Here is a 15,567-nt window from a genome sequence, read left to right as displayed (position 1 = left end):
TCATTATTTTAATTAAAATAATTATTATTTTTTATATCACTAAAAAAGGGACATTTTGATTAATAATTTACATTATCTTTTTCAATTTTATATTTAATAAAAATAAAACTTTTGTTTTTTTTTATAAGACGAACAAAAAACTTAACACAAAGTTAAGTTTCTGTCTAATTTTACTTTAAGGCAGTATTAGTGAAATGACTATTTTGCTAATTCTTGTTTTAATTTTGCAATTTCACCGTCTAATAATTTTTCTCATTCACTAGACTTATCATTTGGTAAAAATAAGTTTAGTGTTAATCTTGCCCCTTCTCTTTGTTGTTTTTCATATTCTTTTTTTTCTGCTTCTGATTTTTTATCATATTCTGATTGATTTTGTTTAATTTTTACTTTTACAGTTAAATCAATGTATTCTTCTTTCTTTTTATCTAGTGAAGATTGACATGAAACTGCTAATGCAGCAGTTGTTAAAACAGAAATAGGGGTAGTTAGTAATAAAAGTTTCTTTTTCATATTTTTTTCCTTTCTAAACAAGGATATAAATTGTCCCACTTTATATTATTAAGAAACTGAAGGGCCGAAAACTATTAATTTTAATGCATTAATTTCTCTATCAAGATATTCTTCATTCGGAATTTTAGCATTAGGAAAGTCCTTAACTCTATCTAATTTTTCTTTTATTTCTTCAGCATACTTGTTTCTTATATTTTCCAGTTGTGAAGGATTTGCGTATTTTCCAGCAAATGTTTTATACAAATCAAATTCACTTTGAATTAATGATTCATAATATCTTTTTACTAAATCTTTATATTCTTCTATTTTTTCTGGAATAGATTTTTTCTTTTGTTGTTCAACTGCTTTTTGTGTTGTTTCGCTGCAAGAAATGGTAGTCATTAAAGCAATTGGACTTAATAAACAAAAAACAAAATAAAATTTTACTTTTTTTATATCTCACCTCCTTTCCATTAAAAAGTATTGAAAAATTTCATTAAATTTTATTTTTTTAGTTTTTTTATAAATTAATTTGTCTACATATTTTTTAATTACATAATGAATTTTCGAATCTTTACTTTCAACAGAACAAGATAAAACTGTAAAGAAAGGAACGCTTAATGTAGAAGAAAATTGTTATATTTTTTATCTTTTTCATTTGAATTTATCCAACTTTCTTTTTATTTTTTAATATTTTTAAACGATCTTTTCAATCGTCACTAGCATATTTTTTAAAATCATAAATTGATAATAAATATTTAAAATTAGTTACACTAAATTCTAAATTTTTAATCATAATTTTTTCATTTTTTATTTTTTGTTCAACAAAATTTTTTAGACCTTTTTTCAATCATTTATTTACTTTTTGTAGTTCTAGTTTATCATTAAAGATAGAAACAAAAATAATGAAAAACATTTTACTTTTGTTTCATAATTTATGATTTTTATTCACAAAAGAAATAGAAAACTCTGAATTTTTCTTTATTATTTCTTCAATTGTTTTTTCTGCTTTTTCTATGCTTTTTCTGTTATTTTCCTTATTTATGTAATTATTTAATTTATCATATTGTCTTTTTAAAAAAGGTTCTATTTTTTTTCTATTAATATTAAGATAATAAAAACCAAATGAAGAAATAATTTCATTTTTACTTTTTCATATTTGATCTATGTGCTTTAAGTAATCAATTTTTTGTTTTTGTTCAATTATTTCAAAGTAATTTTTAATAAGATCTAATGATGTTCCATATATAACTTTTATGAATCCTTCGTTATTGCTATTTGAATTTGTAATTGAATCATATACACGAGAAATTTCCGCTGTTTTTCTAGAAAAACCAGCTTGTATAATTGAATCAAATATTTTTTTATATTTGTCTGTTTTAATTTTGGATATTGTTATTTCTTCGTTATTTTCAAATTTTATATTATATTTTTCTATAGTTTCAAATTCACTGGTTTTTCTTTTTTCTTTAGAGTATTCAACAAATAAAAAATTATTTTCTATATTTTTTAATATTTTTTCTTTATCTTTTATATTATTTTTTGCATATTCATAAATAATTTTTAACATATTTTTTATATTAGAATCATTTATGGCATATCCTAAAAAAATAACTGGTTGCTTTATAAACAAAGAAAGTATCCTAGATTTTATTAATTTATATTCATTTTCAAATCTCATATAGTCGCTTTTTGTTATTATAATATCTTCCGGTGAAGTAACGCAACCATGAATTTTATAAATACTTCCTACATCTTTTTCAAAAACAATTTTATCCCCTATAAGTGGTTTGAATTTTATATTATCTTCTGTATTTATTTTTTTATCATTCAATATAGTTTCTAATAATTTATCATAATTGGTTGTTATAATGCAATAAAAATATTGTGAAGCTTTTTGAAACAAGTTTATTTCTTCTTTATAAGAATCTTCGTTTATTTCAAATTTTTCTAATTTATTTTTAATAAATAGTTTAAACCTGCTAATTCACTTTTCTTCTTTTAGATAGTTTTTATAAAAATCTTCATTTATTTCTTTTCATTTACCGATCTGATCTATTTTAACTAAAGAATTAAATTCTTTTTCCATTTCTTCAGCAATTAAACTATAATCATTTTTATATTTATAAACTAATTCGAGAAAAAGATTTTCTTTTTCTTCTTGGGATAATTTGGAAGTAGATTCTAATAATTCTTTATAAATAGTTTCTAATAATTCTCTCCATGTGTAAGATTTAACTAAATATCTTTTACTAAAACCAGAACCAATAAATAAAACAGGAAGATTATCATTAAAATTTTTCTTATTGATAAAGTCTTTTAGATTTTTCTTATCCATTTTCTCCTTTCTTAAAGTTAATTTTACAAAAAAAAAAAAAAGCAAGGATTTGGCAAAAAGTAGTTAAATTCAAAGAATTTTACATATATAATCTTATTTTATTACATATAAAAACTTAATTTTTTATTTTACTTTTAATTTAAAGTTAAGTATCGATTTTTATTATAATTAAAAGTTTTATGAATAAAAAAACACTGCATTTCTGCAGTGTTGATGAAATAATTATTTTGCTAATTCTTGTTTTAATCTTGCAATTTCACTGTCTAATAATTTTTCTCATTCACTAGACTTATCATTTGGTAAAAATAAGTTTAGTGCTAATCTTGCCCCATCTCTTTGTTGTTTTTCATATTCTTTTTTTTCTGCTTCTGATTTTTTATCATATTCTGATTTATTTTGCTTAATTGTTAGTTTTACAGTTAAATCAATGTATTCTTCTTTCTTTTTATCTAGTGAAGATTGACATGAAACTGCCAATGCAGCAGTTGTTAAAACAGAAATAGGGGTAGCTAGTAATAAAAGTTTCTTTTTCATATTTTTTTCCTTTCTTTGTATGTTATTTTTAGTTTAATGCTTTTGCATCTTTGTTAGTTCATACGATTGTTAAGATATAAGCCACTATTGGTCAAATAGAGAAAATCATTCCTAAAATTGAACCAACAAATGGAATAAACGAGAATATTGAATTTATTATAATTATTATCATTACTGATAATCAAACAGCGAAGTATTTTTTGTTAGAACCATTTGTTGCATCTTTAATTTTTAATGCAGCAACAAATCCAACAATTGATAATACTAATATTACAATGTTTGAAAAGAAATTCAATATTCCAATAATTAGTATAGAACCAACAAGACCCACACCAGCAGCAAGTGCTCCTTCTGCACTTTGGGTTGCTGCAGCTCCTGCTGCAAAAGTTAAAGTTATTATAAAAAGAATTAAACCTGAAAAGGTTAATATTAGATTGGTAATTGAAAAGTTTTTTAAACTTCTTAGTTTTTCTTTAATATTTATTTGCATATTTTTTCCTTATTTTTATTTTTGATTAATTGAAATTTTAAAAAATGAATTATTGAAAAATTATTGAAAATATATTATAAGAATTTCTTATTTTATAATTTCAAATTTCAATTTGTATCATTTCTTAAAATTAAATTTTACAAAAAAAAAAAAAACAAGGATTTGCTAAAAATTCATAAAATTTGAATAGTTTTGCATATATAATCTTATTTTTTCTATGAATAAATTCATATATAAACTTTTGTAAAGTTTTAAAATAAATTACAAAGAAAATAGGGTTATTTTCAACTTAATTATTAATGTTTTTTTATTATTTTGCTAAAATTTAAATAATTATGATAAAGAAGAAATTTAATTTTTTTGTTTTTTTAAAAGAACACTTTCCAGCTAGTTGAAGTAAATGAAAATTATACTTAAAATTTTCTTTACCAATTATTCTTTCAGGAATACTTTTTTCGCTAAACGGTTTTATTGATAATTTTATGGTAACAAAAATACCTCATGGTGTTGATTCTTTATCTTATGCCAACTCTTGAACAGGAATTATAGGTGGTGTTATTGGTGGAATTTCTATAATTTGTTCTGTACTTGTTGGACAGTATTGAGGAAGCAAAAATTATAAAAAAATAAAAGAAGTAATGAGAGTAAGAGTCTTATTGACTTTTAGTTGTATGACTATATTTGCAATTTTTGCTCTCACTTTATCTGAAAAAATGATTTCTGTTTTTTATCAAAGTAATCAAGATCCAGCAACATTGCAGCAGTCAGTAGATTATTTAAGATTAATAGTAATAACATGAGTTATTTTTGGTTGAACTTCTCCAATGAGTTCTCTTCTTGCAGAAACAGGTCATGGAAAAGAAGCTTTGATTTCTTCTGTTGGTTCTCTATTAATTAACATTTTTTTAAATATTCTTTTAATATATGTTTTTAAATTAGGAGTTAAAGGGGCAGCATACGCTTCCATAGCTGCAAGAATTTTTGGAATATTTGGTGATACTTTTTTTGTATTTTTAAAAATAAGAAAAACACTAATTAATCCTTTATCACTTTTTAAAGTGTCAAGAGATACATGAAAAAAAGTTGTTTTTAGATTACATAGTGCCTTTTTAATTACAGGAAATTCTGTATTAATAATATTAAGAAGTGCCCTTTTTAATAGAATTTTTCCTCAAGGAACAATTGGAAAAGAAGAATGAGCAATTGGAGCTGCTGCTATTCTTGGATTAACAGGAGCGATAAGTGAAATATTTTTAGCTGTTTTCGGAGCTCTTAGTTCTAACATTTCTGTTTTTGTTGGAAAACATCTAGGAAATAAGGAATTTGAAATTGCTAAGAAAAACGCAAATGAACTTAAAGGTTTTCATTCAACAATTGCACTTGCATTATCATTATTGCTTTTACTTTTTACTGTATTTATCCCGTATATTGATTATTTTGCTGCTGAAATAGGAAAAAATTCAGATACAATTTTAGAAGCTAAAAAATTATATTTATCACAATTACAAGCAACACTTTTTGTAGTAGTGGTATTCAATCCAATTTGAATTTGATTTTCTACTTCAAGTAGATTAATAGCTTCTGGAGGAAGAACAAACTTAGCATCATTACTTGAATTTAGTTTAGAAATTGTTGCTTTATTATGACTAGTAATTATAACTTTTGCAATTAAACCACAATCTCTTGGTTTAAGTTTGAGTCAAACTTATTGAATTTTCTTTTTAGTTGATTTAATTAAATTCCTTATATTTGAAATAGTTTATTTAAAAGTAGATTGAGCAAGACACATAGATGATCCGTTAATAAAAAGAAAAGTGTGAGAAAAAAATGTCTTCAACAATGACTAAAGGAATTGTTATTAGTTATCAAGAATACGATGATTATGATGCAATTGTTAAAATTATTACCAACAAGAGAATTATATCTTTTCTTGCTCGTGGGGTAAGAAAAGTACACAGTAAAAACAGAAGTTCTTTATTACTTTTAAATGAAGCAGAATTTGAAATCTTTTTAGCCAGACTCAATAATAGAATGTCTAAACTTAAAAAAGCAACACTTATTAGTTTTTTTGATTTACAAAATAATTCTTTTTCATATACAGAATTACAAGAAATCCTTTTTTATTTAGATAAATTAGAATATTCTAACTCTTATTTATATGAACTTATAAAACAGAGTATAAAAATAGCAAATAAAGAAAATGTTTTCTTTATTAAAACATATCTTCTTTGTCATTTATTAGAATACTTTGGTTATAAACAATCTTTTGATAAATGTGTTACTTGTAAAAGTAATAAAGAATTAAGAGATTTTCAATTTTTTGAAGGTGGTTTTAGTTGTAAATACCACTTCAAAACAAGTTTTCAAAGAACAATTGAAGAATTAAAGACATTTTATTATTTATCTCATTCATTAGAAGTTTATATAAAATTTGCTAATTATAAAGCAAATTTCTCTATATATAAAGAGATTAAGCAATTTATTAAGGAAAATATTATATAATTAATAAATATATGTTAAGAATAATAGCAGGAAATTTACGTGGCAGAAAAATAGAACAACCAGACTTAGAAATAGTAAGACCAACAACGGATAAAACAAGAGAAGCCATTTTTTCTTCTATTCAATTTGAAATAGAAGAATCATTAGTTTTAGATTTATTTGGTGGTTCGGGAGCGGTTTCTTTTGAATTTATTTCACGTGGTGCAAAAGAAGTTTTTTTATCTGAAAAAAATAGAAAAATTTTTAATCATATTGTTAATGAACAAAAGAAACTAAAAATTCAAAATATGCATTGTTATAATCTTTCTGCTCTTCAATTGATAAATATGAAAAAGGATAATAAATTTAATTTTATTTTTTTAGATCCACCTTATGAAGAAAAAACATTATTAAATGAAACTTTAAAAGAAATAGCAAACAATGATATTCTTTTAGATAATGGTCAGGTCATTGTTGAAACAAATAGTGATAATATAGAAATTAGTGAATATTTTGAAATTTTAAAAGAAAAAAAATACGGTAAAACTTATATTTATTTTTTAGGTAAGAAATAATAAAGGAAATATATGAAAAAAAATAAGTTAGTAATTTTAGCTGGTCCTTCTGGGGTTGGAAAAGGTACCATTGAAAAAATTTTATTTGAGAATAATGAATTAAAATTAAAGTTATCTTGTTCAGCTACAACAAGAAAACCAAGAGAAGGGGAAATAAATGGGGTACATTACCACTTTATTTCTAATGAAGAATTCGAAGATAAAATAAAGAAAAATGAATTTATTGAATGAAATAAACATTTTGATAATTATTATGGAACTCTTTACTCAGAAATTGAAAAAATTAATCAAGAAGGTTTTTTACCTTTACTTGAAATAGAAACAATCGGTGCATTAAATATTAAAAAATATTACAAAGAAAGAAACGAAGAAGATTCTGTTATTTCAATTTTCTTGTTACCACCTTCTATGGATGATTTGTATACAAGAATAAAAAATAGGGGAACAGAAAGTGAAGAGCAAATTCAAATAAGAATTGATAAAGCAGTTTTAGAATTAGAAGAAAAAGATAAATTTTTACACAAAGTAGTAAATGATATTCCTTTAAATGCTGCTTCTAAAATTAAAGAAATTATTATTTCTGAATTAAACAAATAAAACTTTTATAAAGGAAATTAATGGATAATTATATTTTTAAAACAAATAAAGGCAAAAGGGTTCAAAATGAAGACTCTGTTTTAATATTAGAAAATGAAAAAGTAATTTTTTCAATTGTTTGTGATGGAATGGGTGGACATAATGCAGGAGAAATTGCTTCACAAATAACAGTTGACACATTTAAAACATTATTTTCTACTTTAGAAATAAAAGAAGATAAAAAATCAATTACTAACTGATTTTCTAAAGGGATTAATGATAGTATAATCAACATGAACAAAGCAGCAGAAGAAAACGAACAACTTTTAGACATGGGTACAACAATGGTTGCAACCATATTTGTTAAAAAAAATAAATTACTTTCCTTTGTAAATATAGGTGATTCTAGAATTTATCTATATAGCGATATTTTACAACAACTTTCAAGTGATCAAAATTTAATGAACTATTATATAGAAAAAGAAAAGGTTTCTTTCGAAGTTGCTTCACAATTACCTGGAGCATCTTTTCTTACTTCTTCGCTTGGGCCTAAAAAACGCTATACACCTGAAATCGGTTTTCTTTCTTTAAGTAAAAGAAAAGAAAAAAGTTATTTAATTCAAACTACAGATGGAGTGCATGACTTTATTGATAAACCAACATTAGAAAACATTATGTTTTTGAAAGAAAAAGATCTTGAATACAAAGCAAATAAAATTATAGAAACAGCATTAGCTAATGATTCTAATGATAATTTAACAGTAGCAATAGTGGAAATTAAATAATGAATATACCAACATATAACAAAAAACTACTTCAAAACTATTATATTAGTAACACCTTAGGAAAAGGTGGAATGTCTGTTATTTATTTAGCTGTTAGAAAAAAAGATAATTTTAAGTGTGCAATCAAACTTATGAATTATGAATCAATGAGTGATTTAAGTATTGAACGTTTTAAAGAAGAAATAAGAATAACTAAAAAAGTTGATTCACCTTATGTAGCAAGATTAATTGATTCTTGTTTTGATTTAGAAAATAAGGAATTTTGAATTGCAATGGAACTTGTTGATGGAACCATTTTAAAAAACGTTATTGAAAGATCTGGAACGCTTTCTAAAGAAGATGTTGTTAATTACGCAAAACAAATAACTTTAGGAATTAAAGCAATTCACAAAGCCGGTATTTTCCATAGAGATATTAAAGACACTAATATTATGGTAACAAACCTAAATCAAATTAAAATAATTGATTTAGGTATTGCAATAGATAATGAATCACAAAGGTTGACACAAGAAAATAAAGTCATAGGTTCTGTTCATTATATGCCAGGAGAAATAGCTGATTATAAAGAAAAAGGTTCTGTAAAAATTGATATTTACTCTATTGGTATAGTCATTTATCAAATGTTAATAGGTTGTGTTCCTTTTTCAGGAGATTCACATCTTAAAATTCTTGCTAAACACAAAGAACAATCTTTGCCAAAGATTCAGAATTTAAAACCAACTACAAGTCACGGATTAATAAACATTATTCATCGATGTTTAGCTAAAAATCCATATGATCGCTATAACAATATGAACGAATTATATAATGATTTATCTACTTGTTTAAAACCTGAAAGACTAAGTGAAAATATAATAAATTTTGACCAAAAACAAAGGAAAAACCTTTTTGAATGGCTTGCAACCAGAACCGGAACAATTGTCATAATAAGTGTAATTGTAATTATTTTAATTTTGTTAATAATTACTTTAATTCTTTTATTTAGTTTTTAATATTAAGTCAACTAAATAAAAGAATAAATTAGAAAGGAATTTTGTATTGAATAAAAAAATTGGAAGAGTAATAAAGGTAATTGCTGGTTTTTATGATGTGGAAACTGAAAATAAAGAAATTATAAGATTAAGAGGAAGTGGTAAATTAAGAAACGACAATTTATCACCTGTTGTTGGTGATTTTGTTGAATATGACGAATTAGGTTTTGTGATAAAAGTTAAAGAAAGAAACAATGTTTTTGTAAGACCTAAAATAGCGAACATCGATCAAGTGATTATTGTAATGTCTGTAAAAGAACCTGATTTTAGCTCACTGCTTTTAGATAAGTTTTTAATGATTGTTGAAAGCAAAAACATTCAACCAGTTTTAGCCATTACTAAAATTGATTTAAATTCTAACTATAAAGAAGTTTTAAAAGATTATATTAATTTAAATTATGAAATTCATTTTATTGATAATCATAATAAGAAGGAAGTAAATACAGAATTTTTTGGACTTTTTAAGGACAAAGTTTCTGTATTTATGGGGCAAACTGGTGTAGGAAAAACAAGTTTAATAAATTTATTATCTGAAAATCAATTTGAAACACAATCCATTTCTAAATCCTTAAATAGAGGTAAACACACCACTAGAGTTGTACAAATGATAGATTGAAATCAAGGGAAGTTAATAGATACTCCTGGTTTTTCTTCGTTTGAAATAAAATTAAATAAAGATCAAATAGCAACTGCCTTTAAAATATTTAAGTTAAATGCAAATTTATGTAAATTTCGCTCTTGTTTTCACTATAAGGAAGAAGAAAAATATTGTAAAATTAAATTAATGGTAAAAAACGGAGAAATACCATTAACTAGATATGAAAACTATCTTTACTTTTTAAAAGATTTTTTAGGAGAAAAAAATGAAATTAATTAGTCCTTCACTTTTAAGTATTACAAAAGAAAAGAGATTAGAAGTAGCTAAGATTCTATTTAATATGGGAATTAGTTGAATCCATTATGACTATATGGATGCTAAATTTGTTGAAAACAGAGCAATTGAAATTGAAGAAATAAAAAATATAAAAAATAATTCTAAACATCATACAATGGATATTCATATAATGGCTTATGAACCAGAAAAAATAATTGATAAGGTTATTGGTGTTGTTGATTATGCAACAGTTCATTATGAAGTTTTTGACAATCAAGAAGAGATTCTAAAATTGGTTAAAAAATATAAAAATAAAATCAAGTTAGGTATTTCAATTAAACCTAATACAGATTTTAGTGAAATTAAAGATTTACTTAAATATTTTGATTTATTATTAATTATGTCTGTAGAACCAGGTAAAGGTGGACAATCATTTATTGAAAATTCTTTAAACAAAATAGAAGAAGCAAGAAAATTTATTGATAATAATAATTTAAATGTAATTATTCAGGTTGATGGTGGTATTAATGATAAAACTGCTTTTGGTGCTTTCAAAAGCGGAGCAGATGTTTTGGTTTCAGGTTCATATTTAACAATTGAACCTTCAATAGAAAAATTAGAAAAATTATTAAAATAAGGAAATTATGTTAGAGTTTGGAACAGCAGGTATACGTGGTAAATTAGGAAATAAAGAAAGTGAACTAAACACTAAACACGTTTATAGAATCATTGATGGATATGCAAGATATTTACTAAAAAATTTTGCTAATGTAAAACAACAAGGAGTTGTTATCGGAAGAGATAATAGAAATAAATCATTTATCTTTCTAAAATTAGCAACACAAATTTTAAGTAAAAATTATGGTATAAAAGTTTATACTTCTAAACAACCAATTGCAACTCCGGTTGTTAGTTTTTTAATAAAACAAAAACAAGCAATAGGCGGTATTAACATCACAGCTTCTCATAATCCTAAAGAATATAATGGTATTAAAATTTATAATAAATTTGGAGCTCAAATCCTTCCAGATGAAGTTAAAAAATTGATTCCATTTTTTAAAAAATATAATAAAATCAACAATAATTTAAATACAAAAAAAATAAATTTTAATAAAAAAGTTATTTGTATAGATAAATATTTACCTGTTTATGTTCAAGAGATATCAAGAATTTTTTCTAATAATTTGTTTGATAATAACCTTAAAATAGCTTATTCACCACTTCATGGAACTGGTTCTCAAGTTATTAAATTAATTGAAAAGCAAACTTCAGTTAAATTTTTAAAAGTAGAATCTGAAATGAAAAACAGCAAACACTTTAATTTTGTTTCATATCCAAATCCAGAAGAAAAAAGTGCTTATATTAATTTAATTGATTTAATGAAAAGAAATAAAATTAAATATGGAATTTTAACTGATCCTGATGCTGATAGAATTGGTTTTGTAGAACAATTATCAAATAATGAATTTTATTATTTTACTGGTAACGAACTAGCAACCATAATTTTCAATTTTTTAGTAGAAGAAAATTACTATAAAGAAAACGATCTTTTAATTTATTCATTTGTGTCAAGCAACCTTCCTTCTATTATTGCTAATAAGCACAATATTAAAAGTCAAATAATTCCTACAGGTTTTAAATGAGTAGGTCCTGAAATAAACAAATATAAAGAAAAATCGCATATTTTTGCATTTGAAGAAAGTTATGGATCTTTAATAAATAGTGATATTTCTTTTGATAAAGATGCATTTCAATCATTAATTTTAATATTAAATATTTTATCTAAAAAAAGAAATATTTCCTTTTTAGAAGAATTAAATAATATTTATAAAAAGTATGGATTTATTTTTAGCAAGGTAGTTTCAATAGAATTGAATTCAATGGAACCATCGAAAATAAACTCTTATTTAGAATCATTTTTAAAAATAAATTTTAGTTTGAAAATTTCAAAAATTATTGATTATCGAAAAGGTTATAATAATATTGTAGAAAATATGGTTCAAATATTTTTTGAAAATAATTCTTGAGCTGCGTTGCGCCCTTCAGGAACAGAACCTAAAATAAAACTTTATATTTTTTCATTAGAAAAAAATAAAACTGAAGCTCAAAATAATTTAGATAAAATACTAAAACAAGCAAAAGAAATATTTATTAAATAAGACACTCGTTGTCTTATTTTTTTAATATAACAACAGCACTATAAAAAAAATAATTTTTTTTCGATACACTCGGCTAAGTTGTTATATAATTTATACACTTAATTATTATTAATAATAATGTTTATGAATAATTAAGTTTGTGAATATATAAATTAAAATTTAAAAATCGAAAGGAAAGACAATGCCAACAATAGCACAATTAGTTAGTCAAGGACGTGTTAATAAAGTAAGAAAAACAAAAGCTCCTGCACTAATAGTTGGTTACAACTCTTTACATAAAAAAGAAACAAAATTACCTTCACCTTTTAAACGTGGAGTTTGTACAAGGGTTGCAACAATGACACCTAAAAAACCTAACTCAGCATTAAGAAAATATGCGAGGGTTAAATTATCAAACGGAATGGAAGTTACAGCTTATATACCAGGAGAAGGACACAACTTACAAGAACACTCTGTAGTTTTAATTCGTGGTGGAAAAGTTAAAGATTTACCAGGGGTTAGATACCATATCGTTAGAGGAACACAAGATACAGCTGGTGTTAATAAAAGAAATCAAGCTAGATCTAAATATGGTGCAAAAAAACCTAAAAAATAATAATTTTATAATATAAAAAAATATAGGAGAAAAAATGTCAAGAAGAAAACAAGCGCCTATTCGTGATGTATTAGCTGATCCAATTTTTAACTCTAAATTAGTTACAAAATTAGTAAATGCAATTATGTTAGACGGAAAAAAATCAACAGCGCAAACTATTTTATATTCAGCTTTTGATATTGTTAAGGAAAAAACAGGAAAAGATCCTTTAGAAGTTTTCCAACAAGCTATCAATAACATAACACCTCAATTAGAAATTAGATCAAGAAGAGTTGGGGGAACAAACTACCAAGTTCCAATGGAAGTTTCTGCAAGAAGAAAACAAACTTTATCATTAAGATGATTAATTAATTATTCAAGATTAAGAGCAGAAAAAACAATGGACTTAAGACTTGCAAACGAAATCATTGATGCATCAAATAACACTGGTGGAGCTATTAAGAAAAAAGAGGATACACATAAAATGGCAGAAGCAAATAAAGCATTTGCACATTTTAGATGATAATTATGGCAAGAAAATTTGACCTTAAAGATTATCGTAATATTGGTATAATGGCTCACATTGATGCAGGTAAAACTACAACAACAGAAAGAATTTTATTCCATACAGGAAAAATCCACAAAATCGGAGAAACACATGATGGTGGATCACAAATGGACTGAATGGAACAAGAAAAAGAAAGAGGTATTACAATTACTTCTGCTGCTACAACAGCTTTTTGAAAAGATAAAAGAATTAATATTATTGATACTCCAGGACACGTTGACTTTACTGTTGAAGTTGAACGTTCACTTAGAGTATTAGATGGTGCTGTTGCGGTTTTAGATGCTCAATCAGGAGTTGAACCACAAACAGAAACAGTTTGAAGACAAGCAACAAATTATAAAGTTCCAAGAATTGTTTATGTTAATAAAATGGATAAGGCAGGAGCAGATTTTGAAGCTTCTATTCGTTCAGTTAAAGAAAGACTTGGTGGAAATGCTGTTGCTATCCAACTAAACATAGGTGCTGAAAATGATTACAAAGGTTTAATTGACCTTGTAGAAATGAAAGCATTTGAATACGATGGTGAAAAAGAAGAAAATGCTAAAGAAATAGAAGTGCCTTCAGATTTATTAGAAAAAGCTAAAAAAATGAGAGCACAATTAGTCGAAGCAGTTGCTGACTATGATGAAGAAGTAATGATGCTTGCTTTAGAAGGTGAAGAAATTTCAGCAGATAGATTAAAACAAGCAATTAGAAAAGCAACATTAACTTCAGAATTTTTCCCTGTAGTTTGTGGAACATCATTTAAAAATAAAGGTGTTAAAAAAATGATTGATGCAGTTGTTGATTATTTACCTTCTCCTTTAGATGTTCCTGCTATTAAAGGATATATAGGAGATGAAGTTGTTGAAGTTCCAGCATCAGATGATTATGATTTTTCAGCATTAGCATTCAAAATTATGAACGACCCATTTGTTGGAACTTTAACATTCTTTAGAGTTTATTCAGGAGTTTTACAAAAAGGTTCATACGTATATAATTCAACAAAAGATAAAAAAGAAAGAGTTGGACGTATTTTAGAAATGCATGCTAACTCTAGAGAAGAAATCGATGAAGTAAGAGCAGGAGATATTGGTGCTGCAGTAGGATTAAAAGATACTGTTACAGGTGATACTTTAATTTCTGAAAAGGCAAAACACTTTGTTTTAGAAAAAATGGTATTCCCAGAACCAGTTATTTCACAAGCATTAGAACCAGCTTCTAAAGCTGCAACAGAAAAATTATCAATTGGATTACAAAAACTTGCAAACGAAGATCCAACCTTTAGAACATGAACTGATGATGAAACAGGACAAACTATTATTGCCGGAATGGGTGAATTACATCTAGATATTATTGTTGATCGTCTAAAAAGAGAATTTGGTGTTGAAGCAACAGTTGGAGCACCTCAAGTTTCTTACCGTGAAACAATCACTAAGTCATCAGAAGTTGAAGGAAAGCACATCAAGCAATCTGGTGGAAAAGGGCAATATGGACATGTTTGAATTAAATTTGAACCAAATCCAGATGGTGGTTTTGAATTTATAGATAAAATTGTTGGTGGAAAAATTCCTAAAGAATACATTAAATCAATTCAAAAAGGACTTGAAGATAAAATGGCTGCTGGTATTTTAGCTGGTTATCCAATGATAGATATTAAAGCTACTTTATTTGATGGTTCATACCACGATGTCGATTCATCAGAAATGGCATATAAAATAGCAGCTTCTAAAGCTTTAACAAAAGCAAAAGATGCTATTGGTACTGTTTTATTAGAACCAATTATGGATGTTTCTGTTGTTGTTCCTGCTGATTATTCAGGGGATGTTATGGGTGATTTATCCCGTAGAAGAGGACAAGTTAAAGAACAAGAAACAAGAAGTGATGGAGCAAATATCATTAGAGCAGATGTTCCATTATCAGAAATGTTTGGATATTCTACACAATTGAGATCTATGACTTCAGGTCGTGGAACATATCAAATGCAATTTGATCACTATGAAGTGACACCAAAACAAATTGCAGATGTAATTATTAAAAAACGTGCTATTAAAGCAGATGAAGAATAATCTTCTTTAAAACATAGAATTTTAAAATAACAAAAATTCTATGTT

At 25.1% G+C, this 15,567-nt stretch carries 17 protein-coding genes; 12 read left to right on the top strand and 5 right to left on the bottom strand.

Features of this window, described 5'->3' with window-relative positions; all coding sequences use genetic code 4:
- Positions 1–198: 198 nt before the first annotated feature.
- The 5 genes from ACR34G_RS03535 to ACR34G_RS03515 form a co-directional block, all read right to left on the bottom strand.
- Positions 199–510, bottom strand: coding sequence for a hypothetical protein (locus ACR34G_RS03535; protein ID WP_436358591.1), 312 nt, complete (start codon positions 508–510; stop codon positions 199–201).
- A gap of 48 nt (positions 511–558) precedes the next feature.
- Complete coding sequence (locus ACR34G_RS03530; RefSeq protein WP_436358589.1) at positions 559–963, bottom strand: hypothetical protein; 405 nt, start codon at positions 961–963, stop codon at positions 559–561.
- A 190-nt stretch (positions 964–1,153) separates the two neighbouring features.
- On the bottom strand, positions 1,154–2,827 hold the full coding sequence (locus ACR34G_RS03525; RefSeq protein WP_436358588.1) for an SIR2 family protein: 1,674 nt from the start codon (positions 2,825–2,827) through the stop codon (positions 1,154–1,156).
- 222 nt (positions 2,828–3,049) lie between these two features.
- Positions 3,050–3,361, bottom strand: coding sequence for a hypothetical protein (locus ACR34G_RS03520; RefSeq protein ID WP_436358587.1), 312 nt, complete (start codon positions 3,359–3,361; stop codon positions 3,050–3,052).
- 28 nt (positions 3,362–3,389) lie between these two features.
- Entirely contained in the window at positions 3,390–3,851 is a 462-nt protein-coding gene (locus ACR34G_RS03515; protein ID WP_436358586.1) for a hypothetical protein, read from the bottom strand.
- Positions 3,852–4,186: 335 nt separating this feature from the next.
- On the opposite strand from ACR34G_RS03515, the gene ACR34G_RS03510 reads away from it, so the two are divergent.
- From ACR34G_RS03510 to fusA, 12 genes are all read left to right on the top strand, one after another.
- Complete coding sequence (locus ACR34G_RS03510; RefSeq protein WP_436358585.1) at positions 4,187–5,698, top strand: MATE family efflux transporter; 1,512 nt, start codon at positions 4,187–4,189, stop codon at positions 5,696–5,698.
- A complete protein-coding gene (gene recO / locus ACR34G_RS03505) occupies positions 5,679–6,353 on the top strand; it encodes a DNA repair protein RecO (protein ID WP_436358584.1) in 675 nt (224 codons plus the stop codon). Before ACR34G_RS03510 ends, recO begins: the two co-directional genes overlap by 20 nt.
- Before the next feature lie 11 nt (positions 6,354–6,364).
- Entirely contained in the window at positions 6,365–6,907 is a 543-nt protein-coding gene (gene rsmD, locus ACR34G_RS03500; RefSeq protein WP_436358583.1) for a 16S rRNA (guanine(966)-N(2))-methyltransferase RsmD, read from the top strand.
- A 12-nt stretch (positions 6,908–6,919) separates the two neighbouring features.
- Positions 6,920–7,504: a guanylate kinase gene (gene gmk / locus ACR34G_RS03495; RefSeq protein WP_436358582.1), complete on the top strand. Its 585-nt coding sequence runs from the start codon at positions 6,920–6,922 to the stop codon at positions 7,502–7,504.
- A gap of 20 nt (positions 7,505–7,524) precedes the next feature.
- The gene (locus tag ACR34G_RS03490) at positions 7,525–8,268 is read left to right on the top strand and encodes a PP2C family protein-serine/threonine phosphatase (RefSeq protein WP_436358581.1); all 744 of its coding nucleotides are present in this window, start codon (positions 7,525–7,527) and stop codon (positions 8,266–8,268) included.
- Positions 8,268–9,260 (top strand): serine/threonine-protein kinase, encoded by a 993-nt coding sequence (locus ACR34G_RS03485; protein ID WP_436358580.1) that lies wholly within the window; start codon positions 8,268–8,270, stop codon positions 9,258–9,260. Before ACR34G_RS03490 ends, ACR34G_RS03485 begins: the two co-directional genes overlap by 1 nt.
- A gap of 46 nt (positions 9,261–9,306) precedes the next feature.
- Complete coding sequence (gene rsgA, locus ACR34G_RS03480) at positions 9,307–10,176, top strand: ribosome small subunit-dependent GTPase A (RefSeq protein ID WP_436358579.1); 870 nt, start codon at positions 9,307–9,309, stop codon at positions 10,174–10,176.
- Positions 10,163–10,810 carry a ribulose-phosphate 3-epimerase gene (locus tag ACR34G_RS03475; RefSeq protein WP_436358578.1) on the top strand — a complete coding sequence of 216 codons (648 nt, stop codon included), beginning with the start codon at positions 10,163–10,165 and terminating at the stop codon, positions 10,808–10,810. The genes rsgA and ACR34G_RS03475 overlap by 14 nt, the downstream gene beginning before the upstream one ends.
- A gap of 7 nt (positions 10,811–10,817) precedes the next feature.
- On the top strand, positions 10,818–12,332 hold the full coding sequence (locus tag ACR34G_RS03470) for a phospho-sugar mutase (RefSeq protein ID WP_436358577.1): 1,515 nt from the start codon (positions 10,818–10,820) through the stop codon (positions 12,330–12,332).
- Between the two features lie 181 nt (positions 12,333–12,513).
- The gene (gene rpsL / locus ACR34G_RS03465; RefSeq protein WP_436358576.1) at positions 12,514–12,927 is read left to right on the top strand and encodes a 30S ribosomal protein S12; all 414 of its coding nucleotides are present in this window, start codon (positions 12,514–12,516) and stop codon (positions 12,925–12,927) included.
- Positions 12,928–12,961: 34 nt separating this feature from the next.
- Positions 12,962–13,432 (top strand): 30S ribosomal protein S7, encoded by a 471-nt coding sequence (rpsG, locus tag ACR34G_RS03460; RefSeq protein WP_027123189.1) that lies wholly within the window; start codon positions 12,962–12,964, stop codon positions 13,430–13,432.
- Between the two features lie 2 nt (positions 13,433–13,434).
- Entirely contained in the window at positions 13,435–15,522 is a 2,088-nt protein-coding gene (gene fusA / locus ACR34G_RS03455; RefSeq protein WP_436358575.1) for an elongation factor G, read from the top strand.
- Positions 15,523–15,567 lie beyond the last annotated feature (45 nt).

This window comes from Mycoplasma sp. 480 (assembly GCF_051353065.1).
Classification (GTDB): Bacteria; Bacillota_I; Bacilli_A; order Mycoplasmatales; family Metamycoplasmataceae; genus Mesomycoplasma_A.
This window is presented reverse-complemented; position numbering and strand designations above follow the sequence as displayed.